13 protein-coding genes are annotated in these 17,991 nt (G+C 42.8%); 5 read left to right on the top strand and 8 right to left on the bottom strand.

Translation table 11 applies throughout. The annotated features are described in order from the left end of the window. Window position 1: 1 nt before the first annotated feature. Window positions 2-499, bottom strand: a complete 498-nt coding sequence (locus A7D14_RS15790; RefSeq protein WP_067036834.1) for an SRPBCC family protein — start codon at window positions 497-499, stop codon at window positions 2-4. A gap of 189 nt (window positions 500-688) precedes the next feature. Between A7D14_RS15790 and A7D14_RS15785 the strand changes: the two genes are divergently transcribed. Further along, the gene (locus A7D14_RS15785; protein ID WP_067036832.1) at window positions 689-1,537 is read left to right on the top strand and encodes a DUF2911 domain-containing protein; all 849 of its coding nucleotides are present in this window, start codon (window positions 689-691) and stop codon (window positions 1,535-1,537) included. A 51-nt stretch (window positions 1,538-1,588) separates the two neighbouring features. Here A7D14_RS15785 and A7D14_RS15780 read toward each other — a convergent pair whose 3' ends face one another. From A7D14_RS15780 to A7D14_RS15755, 6 genes are all read right to left on the bottom strand, one after another. After that, on the bottom strand, window positions 1,589-3,301 hold the full coding sequence (locus tag A7D14_RS15780) for a sodium:solute symporter (RefSeq protein WP_067036829.1): 1,713 nt from the start codon (window positions 3,299-3,301) through the stop codon (window positions 1,589-1,591). A gap of 110 nt (window positions 3,302-3,411) precedes the next feature. After that, window positions 3,412-5,943: a PIG-L family deacetylase gene (locus A7D14_RS15775; protein ID WP_067036826.1), complete on the bottom strand. Its 2,532-nt coding sequence runs from the start codon at window positions 5,941-5,943 to the stop codon at window positions 3,412-3,414. 104 nt (window positions 5,944-6,047) lie between these two features. Next, complete coding sequence (locus A7D14_RS15770; protein WP_067036823.1) at window positions 6,048-7,004, bottom strand: septum formation inhibitor Maf; 957 nt, start codon at window positions 7,002-7,004, stop codon at window positions 6,048-6,050. A 34-nt stretch (window positions 7,005-7,038) separates the two neighbouring features. Continuing rightward, a complete protein-coding gene (locus A7D14_RS15765; RefSeq protein WP_067036820.1) occupies window positions 7,039-7,635 on the bottom strand; it encodes a Maf family nucleotide pyrophosphatase in 597 nt (198 codons plus the stop codon). Then, window positions 7,628-8,155, bottom strand: coding sequence for a KdsC family phosphatase (locus tag A7D14_RS15760; protein ID WP_067036816.1), 528 nt, complete (start codon window positions 8,153-8,155; stop codon window positions 7,628-7,630). Before A7D14_RS15760 ends, A7D14_RS15765 begins: the two co-directional genes overlap by 8 nt. After that, entirely contained in the window at window positions 8,139-8,900 is a 762-nt protein-coding gene (locus A7D14_RS15755) for a Rossmann-like and DUF2520 domain-containing protein (protein ID WP_067036813.1), read from the bottom strand. The genes A7D14_RS15760 and A7D14_RS15755 overlap by 17 nt, the downstream gene beginning before the upstream one ends. Window positions 8,901-9,036: 136 nt before the next feature. On the opposite strand from A7D14_RS15755, the gene ccsA reads away from it, so the two are divergent. The 4 genes from ccsA to bshB1 all read left to right on the top strand — a co-directional run bounded on the left by ccsA (window position 9,037) and on the right by bshB1 (window position 15,727). Beyond that, window positions 9,037-12,207 (top strand): cytochrome c biogenesis protein, encoded by a 3,171-nt coding sequence (gene ccsA, locus A7D14_RS15750; protein ID WP_067036810.1) that lies wholly within the window; start codon window positions 9,037-9,039, stop codon window positions 12,205-12,207. 173 nt (window positions 12,208-12,380) lie between these two features. Next, window positions 12,381-13,793, top strand: coding sequence for an MATE family efflux transporter (locus tag A7D14_RS15745; protein WP_067036807.1), 1,413 nt, complete (start codon window positions 12,381-12,383; stop codon window positions 13,791-13,793). Between the two features lie 36 nt (window positions 13,794-13,829). Beyond that, window positions 13,830-14,996 carry a trans-sulfuration enzyme family protein gene (locus A7D14_RS15740; protein ID WP_067036804.1) on the top strand — a complete coding sequence of 389 codons (1,167 nt, stop codon included), beginning with the start codon at window positions 13,830-13,832 and terminating at the stop codon, window positions 14,994-14,996. Window positions 14,997-15,004: 8 nt separating this feature from the next. Continuing rightward, window positions 15,005-15,727, top strand: coding sequence for a bacillithiol biosynthesis deacetylase BshB1 (gene bshB1 / locus A7D14_RS15735; protein ID WP_067036800.1), 723 nt, complete (start codon window positions 15,005-15,007; stop codon window positions 15,725-15,727). Here bshB1 and A7D14_RS15730 read toward each other — a convergent pair whose 3' ends face one another. Next, window positions 15,728-17,818, bottom strand: coding sequence for a tetratricopeptide repeat-containing sensor histidine kinase (locus A7D14_RS15730; RefSeq protein WP_067036797.1), 2,091 nt, complete (start codon window positions 17,816-17,818; stop codon window positions 15,728-15,730). Window positions 17,819-17,991 lie beyond the last annotated feature (173 nt).

The raw sequence follows: 17,991 nt of genomic DNA, 5'->3' as shown, positions 1-17,991 counted from the left end.
TTTAGATGGTTTTTAGTTCGAATGTGGTTTCCTTCCCGGGAACGGACCCAAAAAGTTTTTCCAATTTTATTTTTCGATATTCAAATATCTTTTTAAGCTGGGGCTTCACCACCATGGGATGCATCAAGGTTCCAAAAACCCCAAAGGGTAGTTTGTAATCGATGATGTCTTCCATCAAGACTCCTTCTTCCGCCTCTTTCAAAAAGTGCTTGTGGTGCCAGAGGGAATAGGGACCAAACCGTTGTTCATCCACAAAGTACTCATCCTGTACCACGTGAGTGATTTCAGTAACCCATTTTGTGGATATCAACGGGAATGGCTTAACCACATATTGAATGATTTGCCCAGCATGCATGGACCTATCGGCACCGGACAAAATGTGAAATCCCATATGGGGAGGGGTGATGGTCTTTAAATTTTTTGGATTGGACAAAAACTGCCATGCTTCTTTCTTTGATATTGGCAGTAGTTGTTTGGCATGAAGCTGATACAATCTCATTTAGTATAGTTTGTTCAAAAATACAAAATGTTTAACAATAATATTAAAAAGTTAAACAAAATAACATACCTTTAATGTGTATTAGAATAGATTGTATAGCGATTCAATTTCTTGTTTTAAGAATTTATTAACGTTTGTGATCTGCATTCTGGTTAGCTTTGTTTCACTAACATCTTAAACACTATTCCTATGAAAAAATTTGTATTATTTATGTTTGTTGCGCTGCTTTCCATCTCATTGGAAGCACAGATTCAGACACCTGCACCCAGTCCTTTTTCAGTATTGAAGCAAACCGTTGGCTTAACAGAAGTTACCATTGAATATTCCAGACCTTCCATGAAGGGAAGAACTATTTTTGGTGATTTGGTTCCTTATGATGCCATTTGGCGAACAGGGGCCAATATGAACACGACCGTCAGCTTCAGTGATGATGTGAAGATTGAAGGCAAAGACTTAAAAGCCGGAAAGTATGCCCTCTATACCCGTCCCAACGAGGCGGTTTGGGAAGTTATTTTCTACACCGATACAGATAATGGTGGATTGCCACAAGAGTGGGATGCCTCAAAAGTGGCGGCCACGGTAAAGGTAGAGGTATATCCAATGCCCATGCCCATTGAAACCTTTACCATTACCATTGATGACATGCACAACAATGGGGCTACTTTGGGATTGCTTTGGGAAAAAGTATATGTAGGGGTAAAATTTGTTGTTCCTACAGTTGCCAAAGCCACTGCAAGCATTGAGGCCGCAATGGCAGGGTCGGATATTTCCGGTAATGATTATTTTGCCGCCGCCCAATATTATTTTCAAGAGGGTATGAACATGGGACAGGCCAAGGAATGGATAGACAAAGCGGTTTCCATGAACGACCAAGCCTTTTGGATGACCCGCCTACAATCATTGATCTACGCAAAATTGGGCGATACCAAAGGCGCCATTGAAGCGGCCAAAAAATCTATGGTGGTGGCACAGGCCGCCGGTAACATGGATTACGTGAAAATGAACAAAGAATCCTTGAAGGAATGGGAGGGGCAATAAAAATCCCTTATACCAGCCAGAATAAGAACCCACTTTTTAAGTGGGTTTTTTTTATGACTCTATTTCAGGATGGGAGTTGCCCAAGAAATTATCAAATGCTTGGGTGATTATGGCCAGAAGAATGACCAGCACACATCCAAAGGCATTTAGCCACAGATAGGACATCCAGTCCAAATACCATCCAATCACTACAATTATCTGGGTGACGATTGCCGCAACAAACACAGCATTTCCTCTAACAAACTTAAGGAAGAAGGCCAAAAGGAAGATTCCCAGTACGTTCCCATAAAAAATGGAACCGATAATGTTCACCAATTGAATAAGGTTATCAAAAAGGTCAGCCACACACGCTATAATTATGGCTATGGTTCCCCACAATAAGGTGAATCCCTTTGTTGCCCAAAGGTAATGTTTATCGTCGTGGGCTTTTTTATTGTTCCTTTTGTACAGATCAAGTGCTGTGATGGTTCCGAGTGCATTCAATTCTGAAGCTGTGGAAGACATGGCAGCGGATAGAATTACGGCCAATAGCAATCCAATAAGCCCTGTGGGCAGGTTGTTCAGGATAAAATGAATAAATACATAATCCTTATCATTGGTCTCCACAACGGAATCAGCTTGGGCAATCAGCTCTCTAGCCGCTTCCCTGCTTGCACTTTCCTTTTGGTTTATTTTTATGATGTCTTGTTTTGCCTGTTGTATAGCATTGTACTCTTTAAGTTTTAAAGCGGCTGAAAAGGCATTTTGGGCGATTCTTTTTTCCATTTCCAACTCCAGATGGTCTTTTTCCAAAGCTTTAAAATCATCAGCATATTCAGACTCCATGACCGCTTGGGTGGCTGCAGGATTAAAATTAAGGGGCGAGGCATTGTATTGATAAAAAACAAATACCATGACTCCCACCAATAAGATGAAGAATTGCATTGGGATTTTAAGGATTCCATTAAAAATGAGTCCCAATTGGCTTTCCCGAACAGATTTTCCGGAAAGATATCGTTGCACCTGGCTTTGATCTGTGCCAAAATAGGCCAATGCCAAAAAGAAACCACCAGTGATTCCACTCCAGAACGTATAGCGGTTGTCGGTGTCCATCGTAAAATCCAGAATCTGTAATTTATTGTTGGCACCAGCTATTTTTAGGGCTTCCCCAAAATTGACTCCCGTAGGGAGAGATCCCAAAATAAAGAAGAAAGCAAAGAACATTCCCGTCATAATAATGAACATCTGCTGTTTTTGGGTCACGCTAACCGCTTTGGTTCCTCCAGATACGGTGTAAATGATGACCAAAATTCCGATGATGATGTTCAAAGTGCGCAAATCCCATCCCAACACAGCAGATAGAATAATGGAAGGTGCAAAAATGGTGATTCCGGCGGCCAGCCCTCGCTGTACCAAAAAGAGGATAGCGGTGAGACTACGGGTTTTTAGGTCGAAACGGTCCTCCAGCATTTCATAAGCCGTAAAGACCTTGAGTTTTTTATAAATGGGAATAAAAACCAAGCAGATAACAATCATGGCGAGGGGCAATCCAAAATAGAATTGCACAAAACCCATCCCGTCATGAAAAGCCTGCCCTGGTGTGGACAAAAAGGTAATGGCACTGGCTTGTGTGGCCATCACGGAAAGTCCAATGGTCCACCACTTGGCATCGTTTCCACTGAGGACATAGTCGTCAACGTTTTTGCTCCCACGGGTTCTCCAAACGCCAAATACAACAATGAACAGCAGGGTGCTACCAAGAATGATCCAATCTAATAAGCCCATTAAGGTTTTAGTTATTTAATATCATGATGAGGTAAAAGACCAAAATATAAATGGCATTCAAAAGAATGACAACGGTGTATTCCTTTTTCCATTCTACTTTGGTAATCATGTTATCCTTTGACATTACTTTCTTTTTTTACGTCATCTTTTCCTATGGAAAGCATATTTGCAAAAAGCTTATAGGCTCCGGAAACCCCAGCAGGGAGTTCCCTGAAAAAACTCAGCCCTGTGTAAATATAATGACCTTCTCCATAGGGTGCCACCAAAAGACTACCTTTTGTTGGTTCATCATCTTCATCGTGCATGGAAAGTACAGGGGTAAACTCGGCACTCCATTCACTCGGATAGTACAACCCTCTTTCTTGGACCCATCCATCAAAATCACTTTGCTTTATGGCATTCGGATAGCTGACCAAAGGGTTATTGGGCGCAATGATATCCACTTCAGCGGTTTCATCGGTAACACGGTCTCGGGAAATCGTCAAATCAAAGGGAGCAATGTTTTTAAACTGGTCTGCCCATCTTCCGGCCGTGTTGTACTGCACAATCATATTTCCGCCCTTTTTCACATAATTGAAAAGAATGGGTTGTTTAAATTTCAGGTCATCCACCACATTGTAAGCACGTATGCCCACCACAATGGCATCATATTTATCCAATTCACCTTCTTGGATGTCACTGGGATCAATAATATGCACTTGATAGCCTATTTGTTCCAAACTTTCGGGGACTTCATCGCCAGCTCCCATGATGTAACCGATGTGCTCTCCGGATTTTTGAATATCCATACGAACCACTTTGGCCTCCGAAGGCAACAAAATGGATTGTTTGGGAATATGGTCGTAATTTATTTCCACAAGTTCCTTGCCATAGGTCTTGTTGTCCACAGTGATTATGGGAGAAATTTTGCCTTCACTTTCCACGGATGGTGGAGTAACCTTAAATGTAACCGTTTGTTCCTGTCCTTTCTGGGAAATAAAAAATGAAAAATTTGGGGGAGTTACGGTCCAGCCCGCTGGGTGTTCCAACCTAACCGTACCGGACACATTGTTTTTACCCGCTCTGACTTTCACTTGGATATCCTTGGTGGCTGCATCAGAAAAAATCAAGACTTTCCCATCAATTTTTGAGGTGGCCACCGGAAGTACGGCAAAAGGTTCATACAATTCTCCCTTGTCCGGTTTGGAAAAGCGATGGATCACAGGTTTTTCAAATTCTATTTCCATACCATCAAACTCCAAAACAAATTTGGCCTGAAAGACACTTGGAGTCTCGGGTTTGCCAATCAATTTTTGATTATCAACAGCGTACATTCCCAAAGTCCCGGGTTCATCCAACCAATACGGACTTGAATATCCGATGTCATTTGGAACCGTAAATTCTATTTCAAATTCTTTTTTCTCATTATTGACCAATACTTGGTTTGGCGCTATGGCGGCATCCGCACCAATGAGCTGGATTTTTTTGAGGGTGATATTTTCAGCACTTCGGTTCAATACTTCGATATTGACCTTGGCATCACTTCCCGGTGTTGTGGAGGCCGATGCAGCATTGGCTTCCAAATAAAGCCCGGCACAGGCTTGAATGATGTCTTTGAGCTCTTCCGATTTTAAGGTTTTCCAATGTTCATCTTCAATCTGTTGCAAGAGCTGATAGGCCTTTACCAACTGTGGAATGTGTTTTGCCGGATTTCTGAAATCAAAATTCTTCTCCACCTCATATAAAATCTCACCTACGGCATTACCGCCTTTGACCCGAGACCAAGAGGTATCGATACCATCAAAAAGGTTGTTGCCGTTGGGAAGGTCCCCTTTGAGCAATTCCACATATTCTTCTTCGGAACCGCGTTGTGTCAACCTACCAAAGCCTTGGCATAAATGCTGACTGCTGGCGATGGAGGCTATTTCGTTGTTGGAGAGTCCCAATAAAGGGTAATACGAGCCGATATCCATCTTGATCATGTTGGATTTATCCGCCTTTTCAAAATTCTCGGGACTTCCGTAGAACCACCATGACGTGTTGAAAAATATTCGTTTGGGCTGCCAAGTGGAAGTGAGTTGTAATTGATTTTGATAAGCGCTGGGGTCATTGGCCAAATCAAAAGCTTCCATGCTCAACATGGCGGAAGAGGTGTGGTGCCCATGGGTGGATCCCGGAGATCTATGGTCAAAACGGTTGATAATGACATCCGGTTTTATGGTGCGGATGGCCCAAATGACATCGCCCAATACTTTATCTTTATCCCAAATTTTTAGCGTTTCCTTGGGATGTTTGGAATACCCAAAATCATTGGCCCGTGTGAACCGTTGTTCGCCACCATCAATCCTACGGGCTGCCAACAATTCCTGGGTGCGCAATACGCCCAAAAGCTCCCGTAATTCAGAACCAATTAGGTTTTGTCCTCCATCACCTCGTGTTAATGAAAGATAAACCGTATGGGCCTTCTCATGATTGGATAAATAGGAAATCAGTCGCGTGTTTTCGTCATCCGGGTGTGCGGCAACATAGAGAGCCGTACCCAAAAAATTCAGTTTTTGGAGATTGTGATAAATTTCGGCGGACGACGTTTTTTTGGGTTTTTGGGCGGAAAGATTGGAGACAATGCTTAAAAAGGCCAGAGTACAAACCCAAAAGTATCTCATAGTTGGTTGTTTTAGTGGTTGTGCCAAATATAGAAAGATAAAAATCAGCGAATATTCAATTTAGAACATCTTTAACAGGGTTCCTTACTTTTAAATAGGATAGTTTATAACCCCAAACTATCCCTTAGCATTAAATCATCATTGTCGTGCTGTCCCCAATAAGCCGTCTTTATGGACTTGATTTTGTAAGCGGTTGTGGTCAACGTTTTTGCATTGGCACCAAACCCGCTTTTGGATTCTTCCGACCAACTTTCTATGGTATACGGAAAATTCGACGTGAAATTGATGCTCAAAGTTCGTTCCAAACTAGGATAGGTTAAGGTGTACGTAGTAATTCCATTTTCTGAGGAGAGCGAAGCAGTTGCCTCATAGGCTTTCAGCGCTTTGTGGGCAAGACGCAAATATTCCAATGAAGGAATTACGCGAAGGTCTCCAATAGGCAAATCTTCAGGGTGAATCCGAATCTTGGTCCAGATTTCATTCTCTAGAATTTCTTTATCCAACGAAAAATTTTGGTCGGCTTCACCTTCAAAATAGGAATGGGAGGCGATCTCAAATTGATTTCTATTGTTGATTTGGGCATAGACATGCCCACACCATTCCTGAACGGACAAACTGGTCTTTATGGCATGTTGGTTGTCATGAACGGGATAAAAGGTACTGCCCATAATGGAGTAGGGGTAGATGCCGGTCAAGAATTTTTTGGTGGCATTGAGTTTCAAAACGGAAACATTTTCCGGATTGTCTTGGTCAGCTTTTACCTGTTCTTTTGGTAAAAACGGCTCAGTAACATAAATCAAAACAGCGTGTCCATTGTGTATTTCACCGTATCTGGCCTGATTCAATTTGTACGAAGTAATTTCAGCATCTCCAGCGTACCAATAGGTTTTAAAGTCTTCAGAAAGTGGTTTTTTGGGATTGGGTTTCGTTACCTCCGCTTCTGGATTGTCCGCGGCCATTTCAGCATTGGACGATTTGCTTTTTTCGCCACAGGACAACAACATCAGAAATAGTAGTGGCACTAAAGGAGCCGAAAAATTGTACGGGTACATCTTTTTCATAAAACTGGGTTTTCGTAAAGTTACGGATCGCAGCTCAGGAAACCATGTCCATTAACGTTTTGTATACCAGATGGGTAGGCAATCCCACAACATTGGTGTAGGAGCCTTTAATTTGAGAAATCCCGATTATCCCGATCCATTCTTGTATGCCATAAGCTCCCGCTTTGTCGAATGGTTGGCATTTTTCAATATAATGGTTGATTTCAGCATCTGTGAATTCCATAAACTTTACCCATGTGCTACAGCTTACGGTTTTTTGCATGTCCAAAGTGGTAAAACAGACCGATGTAATAACCTCGTGCCAGTCCCCGCTGAGGGTACGAAGCATATCAAAAGCCTCTTTGCTGTTCGCAGCTTTGGCCAAGGAAACCCCTTTGTGCCAGACCACGGTATCTGATGTAATCACAATTTCTTTGGGTTGTAGTTCTGTTTTGAATGGGGAAGCCTTCAACTCGGCCAGATAATCGGAAATTTCTTTACCCTGTAAATGGGAGGGGTAGACTTCTTCAACGGATTTGGGCCGAACCTCAAAATCCAGACCCATTTCTTCCAAGAACATTTTTCGTCTTGGGGAGCCAGAACCCAAAATAAGTTTGTATCCTTTAAGTTTTTCGTGAAGTGGATTAGTCATTTTTGGCACTGAAATTATCGTTCCAATCGCCACGCACTTTCAATACCTGTTCCACAATGTCGCGCACACACCCATCGCCACCATTTTTATGGGAAACATAATCCGAAATGGCCTTTACCTCTTGTACGGCATTTTGCGGGGAAGCGGCCACGGCAACCATTTTCATTGGGGGAATATCGGGTACGTCATCCCCCATATACAATACGGTGTTCGGGTCAATGTTGTAGATGTCCAGATACTCTTCCAAAGGCTCTTGTTTGTGGTGGGCGCCCATATAAAAATCGGTTACACCAAGCCCTTTCAATCGCTCTTTTACCCCCTCATTGGTTCCCCCGGTGATGATGCACACCTTATATCCTTTTTTTATGGCGGTTTTTATGGCATACCCATCTTTTACGCTCATGCTTCGGAGCAGCTCTCCCTTAGAGGTCACCAATACGGTACCATCCGTGAATACCCCATCCACATCAAAGATAAAGGTGGTAATGTTGCTCAAGAGTTCTTTATAATTTTTCTTCATAGACCTTTTTTATGGCTTCACTGAACAGTTTATACAGTTCTATATGTTTTTCATCTTCTAAAAGTGCCAAATGGGCTTGCATGGTTTTCTCATCCCCTCTACGTGCCGGGCCCGTCTGTGCTTCCTTGGGCGATATGGTCTGGACCTTTTCTGCCGTTTCCAAAATGAGAGGCTTTAATAGGTCAAAGGTCAGGCCTTCTTCCACACATATTTTTTCGCCAACGCCGTACAGATAATTGGAAAAGTTGTTCACAAACATGGCTGCAAGATGCAACTTTTTACGTTGGTGTGAATCAATATCATATACACTATCGGATAGATGGCGGGCCAATAGTTTCAAAGTTTTTGCTGAACCTTCCCAATGGGCCTCAATACAAAAAGGAATGGATTTGAAATCCAACGGCCTACCTTCGGTAAAACTCTGCAACGGATAAAACACCCCTCTGTTTTCCATGGGAAGACTGTCCATTTCAGTGGCACCAGAGGTATGGGCCACGATGCCTTTTTTATCGGATAAATATTCCGAAACTTCAACAATGGCATCATCTTTCACCGCTATCAGGTACACATCGGCATCCACTATCGCGTTGAAATCATTAGTGGTGGGGGCAAGGCTGGAAAACCAATGCAACTGCTCCTGATTCCTGCCCACAACTTGGGCCAATGTAACCGCTTCAGCTTTGGAGAGGGCTCCAGCCAAATGCTTTGCAATATTTCCGGTTCCGAGAATTACAATGGAAAGCATGCCGCAAAACTACAAAATTGGTGGATGATGTATTCCAGAAAGAATTAACAAATCTGTTGGATTTTTATAGGTTTGAAAAACAAGGAAGTTGTAAAAAGGCCGTATTTTTGCAAGCTGAAAAGCAGATTGGATTTCAATGATCGACATTCTCAAAAAGACCCTATTTTCCACGAGACTTATGGCTGTTCTTTTTTTGGTTTTTGCCGCAGCAATGGCCATTGGAACTTTTGTGGAAAGTTGGTACAGCACCGAAACAGCCCGAATTTATATTTACAACGCCACTTGGTTTGAGGCCATTATGGTCTTTTTTGTGATCAATTTCATCGGAAATATTTTTCGCTACCAATTGCTCAGCTGGAAAAAATGGCCCGTGCTCATTCTCCATTTATCTTGGATCTTGATTATACTTGGTGCTTTTGTTACCCGATACATCAGCTATGAAGGGATGATGCCCATTCGCGAAGGGGCCACGGAAAACCAATTTTTTTCTGATAAGACCTATCTGACCGCCTTCATTGATGGTGAAATCAAAGGTGAGACCAAGCGCAGGATATTGGAGGACGACATCATAGTTACGCCAGAAGGTCTGCGTTCCAGTCTCCCTTGGAAATCTGACTTCAACGGACAGCCTTTTAACATTGCTTATGTTGACTTTATTGATGGAGCTGAGGAAGGATTGATTCCTGATGAAAATGGAAAAGAATACCTGCAGATTGTCGAGGCCGGAAATGGTCAACGGCATGAGCATTACCTTGAAAATGGTCAGGTTGCCAGCATTCACAATGTGCTTTTTGCACTGAACAAAGAGACCGATGGCGCTGTCAATATCTTTTATGCCGATAGCAGCGGATATCAAATACAATCTCCTTTTGAAGGCAATTTTATGCGGATGGCGGACCAGTTTCAGGGAGAAGTGGTTCAGGATAGTATTCAACCTTTGCAATTACGGTCCCTCTATAACATGGCCGGAATGCAATTTGTGATTCCAGAACCTCTGGTCAAAGGAAGCTATGGTGTGGTCAAGGTTCCCGAGGAAGAAGTCACAGAAGCCACCCAGGACGCTTTGGTCGTTTCGGTTTCTGCCAATGGTGAGACCAAAGAAGTAAAATTGTTGGGCGGTAAGGGGACTTCCAATTTTTCGGACAAAATCGATGTGGGCGGATTGGATTTCTCCCTGAGCTACGGCTCCAAAGTGTACGAACTGCCATTTTCCATCAAGTTGAACGATTTCATTGCTGAAAAATACCCGGGAACGGAAACGGGATATGCCTCATTTATGAGTAGGATAACCGTTCAAGATGAACGTTTGTTCGACTATGATATTTACATGAACCATGTGTTGGACCACAAAGGATACCGATTTTTCCAATCCAGTTTTCACCCCGATGAAAAAGGAACCGTTCTTTCCGTAAATCATGATATGTGGGGTACCTGGATCACTTACATTGGGTATTTTCTACTGTACATTGGGTTGATGGGCATTATGTTCTTTGGTGATACCCGTTTTAGAAGCTTGCAGCAAATGTTGGAAAAAATCAAGGCCAAAAGAGCAGCTTTGACCGCAGTGGCCCTCTTTTTCGCTACTTCGTTTTTGAGCGCTCAAGAAACTGCGACAGACCATGCACATTCAGGGATGCCCACACAGCAACAAGTGGATTCCATAATCCAGTCCACTGTGGTAGCGAAGGAGCATGCAGAAAAATTCGGGGCACTGGTCATTCAGGATGAAGGGGGACGGATGAAACCCATTAATACCTTTGCATCGGAACTTTTGCGAAAGCTAAGCGGAACGGATAGCTATAAAGACCTATCGGAGAATCAAGTATTCCTCTCCATGATGATGAACCCCGGGGTTTGGTACAACACGGAGTTTATCGCATTGGGCAAAAAGGAAAACGACAGTATCCGAAAAATCATTGGGGTTCCAGAAGGAACCGAATTTGTAAAGGCCACCGATTTTTTTGACCAAAAAGGCACCTACAAGCTTCAACCGTATTTGGAAAAGGCCACATCGACCACCAATCCCTCAAATTTTGAAAAGGATTTCAAGAAAGTAGGAGAAAGGCTCAGCCTGTTGAACATTGCCCTGAGTGGTCAAATTGTAAAGATATTTCCACTACTCAACAATGAGAATAACAAATGGGTTTCGGCAGTGGAATATCGCTCTGGACAATACCAGATTCAGGATTCACTGTACTCCAATTTTGTACGGAATGCCATGCCCTATTATTTAGGCTCCTTGAAGAGTTCCATAGCCACAGGGGATTATTCCGAACCTGATAGATTATTGGATGCCTTCAAACAAAATCAGCTAAATCATGGAGCTGAGGTGTTGCCTTCCGAAAACAAGATAAAAACGGAGATCATCTATAACAAGTTGGATTTGTTCAACCGTTTGTACAAGTATTATGCCCTAGTTGGGGTGTTGTTGTTCATCATTTTGATCATACGCATCTTCAAGGACAGGGAAATTCTCAAAGCTGGGGCTTATCTTTTGAAAGGCACCATTATTTTGTTTTTTATCTGGCATACCATCGGGTTGATCCTGCGATGGTACATTTCTGGCCATGCGCCATGGAGTGATGCCTATGAAAGTATCCTTTATGTGTCTTGGGCCACGATGGGGATAGGTTTGGCACTTGGAAGAAAAAGTGAATTGACCATAGCGGCCAGTGCCTTTGTAACCTCAATGTTATTGTGGATTGCCCATCAAAGTTGGGTGGATCCTGCCATTGCCAATTTGGTCCCTGTTTTGGACAGTTATTGGTTAATGATCCATGTGGCGGTGATCGTGGGGAGCTATGGCCCTTTAACTGTTGGAATGATTCTTGGCGTGGTTTCCCTTTTACTGATGATTCTTACCACAGACTCCAACAGACAACGCATGGACTTGGCCATTAAGGAATTGACGGTCATTAACGAATTGGCACTTACCGCTGGTTTGGTGATGCTTACCATAGGTAACTTTTTGGGTGGACAATGGGCCAATGAGAGTTGGGGACGTTATTGGGGCTGGGACCCCAAAGAGACTTGGGCTTTGATTTCCATTATGGTTTATGCGTTTGTACTGCACATGCGTTTGGTTCCCGGCCTAAGGGGCAGGTGGAGCTATAATTTTGCCAGTATTATTGCATTTGCCAGTATTATGATGACCTATTTTGGGGTGAATTTTTATTTGGTTGGACTGCACAGTTATGCCAGCGGAGATCAAGTGATAACCCCTAATTTTATTTGGTATACCGTGCTAGGTGTGTTCATTTTGGGTGGTATAAGTTTTTGGAGATATAAAATTCACTACGCCAAATAATTTATTTTATTGGTTTTGAACTTCAAAAAAAAGTCGCATATTTGCCCCATCATGAAGTTATAAGAATTATGTACGCTATAGATGTCACCATTGGCTTTACGCCAAAAAAGTAACCTGAATCTTCCTTCAGGTGGTTGACACTACCTCTTTGTTTTACACATAATTCTTTTAAAATGACACACTCAAACAATACACTCTCATTCAAAAAACTGATTAATTATTTCTGGATTGCCGTATCCGGCAAGGAAACAGAATTTACATCCGGAAGTATTCGCAAGGCCATCTTTATGCTTTCCATTCCCATGATTTTGGAAATGCTGATGGAATCCATTTTTGCACTGGTGGATATCGCCTACGTATCCAAAGTAAGTGTCAATGCCGTGGCAACCATTGGTCTTACGGAATCAGTAATCACACTTATTTATGCCCTCGCCATTGGGTTGAGTATGGCCGCCACAGCAGTTGTGGCCAGAAGAATAGGCGAGAAGGATGTTGATGGAGCCCGCATTGCAGCGGTACAGGCCATAGGTTTGGGCGTACTGGTTTCCATTGTTTTTGGTATTGTTGGCATCGTATATGCCAAGGAAATATTGTTCTTGATGGGGGGCGAACCCGATTTGGTGGCCGAAGGATTTGGCTATACCCAATTCTTGATCGGTGGAAACATCACCATCATGCTTTTGTTCCTTATCAATGCTATTTTTCGGGGTGCCGGAAATGCCTCCATAGCCATGTGGACCCTGGTGCTATCCAACGGACTCAATATTATTCTGGACCCCATTTTCATCTTTGGACTGGGCCCAATTCCCGAATACGGCGTCACAGGAGCTGCCATCGCCACCAATATAGGTAGGGGTACAGCCGTTTTGTTCCAGTTGGGAATATTGTTCTTCGGTTGGGGTAAGATCAGGCTGGTACTAAAGGATTTGGTATTGAACCTGAAGGTAATGGTCAATCTCATTCGGGTATCCATAGGTGGTATCGCCCAGTTTCTTATAGGAACCTCTAGCTGGGTTTTCCTGATGCGAATCATGTCTGAATTCGGTAGTGAGGTATTGGCGGGCTATACCATTGCCATTCGGGTAATAATGTTCACCTTGATGCCATCTTGGGGCATGAGCAATGCCGCAGCCACGTTGGTGGGGCAGAACTTGGGGGCCAAACAACCCGAGCGAGCTGAAATATCCGTTTGGAAAACCGGAAAGTACAATGCCATTTTTATGGGTACGGTTTCCTTGGTCTATCTCATTTTTGCGAAGCAGATTATATCGTGGTTCAATGCTACCCCAAGTGTGGTGGAAAATGGTGCGTTGTGCCTACAGGTCATAGCTTTGGGATATGTATTCTATGCCTACGGCATGGTTGTCAGTCAAGCTTTTAATGGTGCCGGGGACACCAAAACCCCGACAAAGATAAATTTGATTTCCTTCTGGTTGTTCCAATTGCCTTTGGCCTACTTGGCCGCTATGGTGCTTGGTTGGGGCGCCAAAGGTGTTTTTATTGCCATTACTTTGGCCGAAGTATTGTTGGCCATAATCGCTATGGTATGGTTTAAAAAAGGAAATTGGAAACAGGTGCAAGTATGACGGGTTTCGTATCTTTAGCTTTCTAAAGCAAAGAACATGAAATCCAACAAAAAAGGGTTGAATACCCTCTGTACCCATGAAGGCGATTTGGAGGATAAGGAGTTTAAAGGCGTTGTATCCCCTTTATACATGTCCACGGCGTATGCCTTTGATGATGTTGACATAAAGCGATATCCGAGATATTTCAATACACCCAACCAAGAGGCACTGTGCAAAAAACTGGCAGCCTTGGAACATGCCGAGGCTGCTTTGATTTTTGGTAGTGGAATGGCCGCCATCAGTACCGCACTCATGGCTTTTTTGCAAGCCGGTGACCATATCGTACTCCAACAAACCATGTATGGAGGGACCTATCATTTTGCGGTCACACAGCTGAACAGGTATGGTATTGAGTACTCCTTTACAAATGGATGGCAGGTGGAGGATTTTGAAAAGGAAATCCAACCCAACACCAAGGTAATTTACATGGAGACCCCGTCAAACCCGTTGTTGACCATAACCGATATTGCAGGAGTGGCCCAATTGGCCCAAAAGAAAGGGATTGTTTCCATGATTGATAACACCTTCGCCAGTCCCATCAATCAAAATCCCATAGATAATGGGGTAGATGTAGTATTGCACAGTGCCACCAAATATATGGGCGGGCATTCCGATATTAGTGCTGGGGTGGTAGCTGCTTCCCAAGAGCATATCGATATTGTATTTCAATCCGCCATTTGCTTTGGTGGAAATTTGAGCGAGTATACCGTTTGGCTTTTGGAGCGAAGCATCAAGACCATGGGCATTAGGGTGAAGGCCCAAAGTGACAATGCCCTTAAAATGGCGGAATATCTTTTGGGCAACAAAGATGTTGAACGGGTTTACTATCCTGGGTTGGAAACCCACCCCGATCATGAACTGGCCAAATCCCAAATGAAGGGATTTGGGGGAATGTTATCCTTTGAATTGCCCAATGTGGACATTCCTATGTTTTTTAAACACCTTAAATTGATTAAGCCGGTGATGAGTCTTGCTGGGGTGGAAAGCACCATGTTGTTGCCGGTAGCCACATCACATTCCCTGATGAGTCCGGAGGATCGTGAAAAGCAAGGCATAAAAGATTACCTGATTCGCTTTTCCTTGGGCATTGAAGAGGTTGAGGATTTAATTGAAGATATAGAACAGGCCATTGCAAAGGTCAAATCAATGTCAGTACCAGCATAACAAAACATATGAAATTAGACATTTTAGTGTTTGGGGCCCATCCGGATGATGCCGAACTTGGAGCGGGAGCCACCATAGCCAAAGAGGTTTCCAGAGGAAAAAAAGTGGGCATTGTGGATTTGACCCGAGGTGAATTGGGTACCCGGGGTACTGCCGAAATAAGAGATGTTGAGGCAGCAAAAGCAGCCAAAATACTGGGAGTGGCCGTTCGGGAGAATATGGAATTTGCCGATGGCTTTTTTGTCAATGATAAATGGCACCAACTGGAGATTATCAAAATAATCAGAAAATACAGACCTGAAGTTGTCCTATGCAATGCTGTGGAGGATAGGCATATCGACCACGGAAAGGGAAGTAAACTAGTGAGTGATGCCTGTTTTTTGAGCGGTTTGGTAAAAATCGATACCCAAATGGATGGGGATGATCGGTGGCAAGACCCGTGGCGTCCAAAACGGGTGTACCATTTCATCCAATGGAAAAATCTGGAACCGGACTTTGTGGTGGATGTATCGGGCTTTATTGGAAAGAAGACTGAAGCCATCTTGGCTTATGAATCACAGTTTTACGACCCCAAGAGTGAGGAGCCTGAAACACCCATCAGCAGTAAAAATTTTACGGATAGTGTTATTTATCGGGCTAGGGATTTGGGGCGACTCATTGGTGTGGAACACGCTGAAGGATTTACCGTGGAACGCTATGTGGCTGTTGACAACCTTGACCAATTGATTTGATCAACTTGCTTTTTGGTATTTGCTTTCAGCTTTTGGCAGCGTGAAAAAGAAGGAGGTGCCTTTGCGTTGAACACTTTCAACCCAAATTTCACCTTTGTTCTTCAAGATCATTTCCTTGCATAGGGAAAGGCCCAGACCAGTACCTTTTTCGTTATTGGTACCGTAGGTGGTGATATTGGTGGAATCTTCAAAGATTTTTTTCTGAATTTCCTTGTTCATCCCTATTCCAGTGTCACGGACCATGACCTGCCACATGCCCTCTTTTTCTTTTGCTTCAATGGTGATCAATCCGTTGTCCGGTGTAAATTTTATGGCATTGCTCAACAAGTTTCTTACAACAATGTCAATTTGGTTTTGATCGGCCCAGATTTGTGGATTTTCGGGTAATTGGTTTATGATTTTTATGGACTTGCTATTGGCCAACTCAAACAGCAATTGAATATTGTTTTTCACAATTTTGTCCAGGGATATTCTTTTGGGCTTGGTTACAACACCGTTCAGTTGGTTTTGTCCCCATGTCAACAAATTGTTGAGCGTAAATGCAATGTTTTCCACATCGGATTTGAGTTTGGGAATAAATGAAATAAATTCATTTTTGGTAATCTCCCCGTCAGTGAACAGCTTTAACAGCCCTTGCAGCCCACCAATGGGGCCCCGAAGGTCATGACCTATTATGGAAAACAATTTGGTCTTGGTTTTATTGATCTCGTTGAGTTGGGTTTCTCGTTCACTAATGGCTTTCGATTTTTCCTTAAGCTCCTTGTTCAGTTCTTTTTGGGTTTTTGCATTATTGCGTATAACGAATATAATGATGCTTAGAATGAACAAGATGATCAGGGAAAAATAAATGTAATTCCGTTGTTTGGCCAGAGCGGCTTCATTGGATTCAATGAGCTCTTGTTTTTCCTGTTCGTAATGCAATTTAGTCTCCAATAGGGACAAGCTTTGCTTGTTCTTGTCCTTGAACAAGGAATCTGACAGTTTCTTGAAAATTTCTAGATAGGATAGGGCGGCAACGTGGTCTTCTTTCTTTTTGTGGAGCTTATATAAAGTTTCTGAACAGTCTATTTGTCCTTGTAGTGATTTTATTCTTTTGGACAATTGAAGTCCCTCTTCCGCATGGACCATGGAAAGGCTGTCCCTTTCCAATCCCAAATATACCTTGGCCATTCCGTTCAACAATTGGATCCGTATCCTGTCGTCCTCAATTTCATTTTTGAAGAGCATGTTGCTTTGGTCAAACCAGTACAGGGCCCATTGGTATTTCTGTTGCTCCAAATAAATGTCCCCCTTTACTTCATAGGCATAGGCCAACCAATCGTATATTTTGTTCTTTTCAAAGGTGTTGATGCTCTGGTTGACATTGAACATGGCAAGCTTAAAGTTCTTGGCATCCTTGTAGAGTGAAGCCATGTTGCTCTGGGTTTCGGCATCTATGATCTCATCACCTATTCTGCGGTTTATTTTTTGCACCGTATCATAAAAAATAAGTGCATTTTTAAAATCTTTTTGCTCTGCATACAGACCGGCGATGTTCTCATTGAGGATGGAGAGCATTTTATTGCAGTTTGTTTGCTTGGCAATATCTATTCCTTTTAGGTTAAGATTGAGTGCCTCTGCATAATTGCCCTCATAACTATAGTTTTGGGCCAAAGCATTGATAATGTCAAGCTCGGACATTTTATCATCAATCTCCATGGCCAATGCCAAGGCTTTTTCAAAGATGGGCATTGATTTTTTTCGGTCACCGGCATTGTAATAATAATTGCCAAGGGCACTCATGGCCTTAACTTCTCCTTTCGTATAATCTATGGCATCACTGAATTCGAGTACCCGTTCGGCTATGGAGCGTAAACTATCATTGTCTATATATTGGTAGGCAAAGGCAAGGTCCACCAATAGGTTTATGTGTGTGGTATCTTTTGGATTAAAGCGGTTGGTGGATTCCAAACGCTTTAACTTATAGCTGAGACTGTCTTTTTTGGTAAGCTGTGCTTGTATTGGGTTGAAAATAGAGAATATGCAAAGGAACAGGGCTATCTTCCCAAGCAAGAATTTAAAGGGCAAAGGACATGCTTTTTGTTGAGGCATTTTTCTCTAAATCTACGGGGATAAAAGTAATTTGATGTAGGTGTTCGTGGAATTAAATGTTGTGAAAAGCTAAAAATTGTGTGTTTTGTCTGACAAAGTGTGCATTTTATCGATATTTTATACGAAAGTGATGATTTGGCTGCATGACTGATTTTGTAATTGGAAACCATAAA

Origin of the sequence: Allomuricauda sp. CP2A (assembly GCF_001683915.1) — a bacterium.
GTDB lineage: Bacteria > Bacteroidota > Bacteroidia > Flavobacteriales > Flavobacteriaceae > Flagellimonas.
This window is presented reverse-complemented; position numbering and strand designations above follow the sequence as displayed.

Excerpts from the sequence above, each read along its gene's own strand:
- A7D14_RS15790 (WP_067036834.1), bottom strand. The coding sequence starts at position 499 with ATGAGATTGTATCAGCTTCATGCCAAACAACTACTGCCAATATCAAAG.
- A7D14_RS15785 (WP_067036832.1), top strand. The coding sequence starts at position 689 with ATGAAAAAATTTGTATTATTTATGTTTGTTGCGCTGCTTTCCATCTCA.
- A7D14_RS15780 (WP_067036829.1), bottom strand. The coding sequence starts at position 3,301 with ATGGGCTTATTAGATTGGATCATTCTTGGTAGCACCCTGCTGTTCATT.
- A7D14_RS15775 (WP_067036826.1), bottom strand. The coding sequence starts at position 5,943 with ATGAGATACTTTTGGGTTTGTACTCTGGCCTTTTTAAGCATTGTCTCC.
- A7D14_RS15770 (WP_067036823.1), bottom strand. The coding sequence starts at position 7,004 with ATGAAAAAGATGTACCCGTACAATTTTTCGGCTCCTTTAGTGCCACTA.
- A7D14_RS15765 (WP_067036820.1), bottom strand. The coding sequence starts at position 7,635 with ATGACTAATCCACTTCACGAAAAACTTAAAGGATACAAACTTATTTTG.
- A7D14_RS15760 (WP_067036816.1), bottom strand. The coding sequence starts at position 8,155 with ATGAAGAAAAATTATAAAGAACTCTTGAGCAACATTACCACCTTTATC.
- A7D14_RS15755 (WP_067036813.1), bottom strand. The coding sequence starts at position 8,900 with ATGCTTTCCATTGTAATTCTCGGAACCGGAAATATTGCAAAGCATTTG.
- ccsA (WP_067036810.1), top strand. The coding sequence starts at position 9,037 with ATGATCGACATTCTCAAAAAGACCCTATTTTCCACGAGACTTATGGCT.
- A7D14_RS15745 (WP_067036807.1), top strand. The coding sequence starts at position 12,381 with ATGACACACTCAAACAATACACTCTCATTCAAAAAACTGATTAATTAT.
- A7D14_RS15740 (WP_067036804.1), top strand. The coding sequence starts at position 13,830 with ATGAAATCCAACAAAAAAGGGTTGAATACCCTCTGTACCCATGAAGGC.
- bshB1 (WP_067036800.1), top strand. The coding sequence starts at position 15,005 with ATGAAATTAGACATTTTAGTGTTTGGGGCCCATCCGGATGATGCCGAA.
- A7D14_RS15730 (WP_067036797.1), bottom strand. The coding sequence starts at position 17,818 with ATGCCTCAACAAAAAGCATGTCCTTTGCCCTTTAAATTCTTGCTTGGG.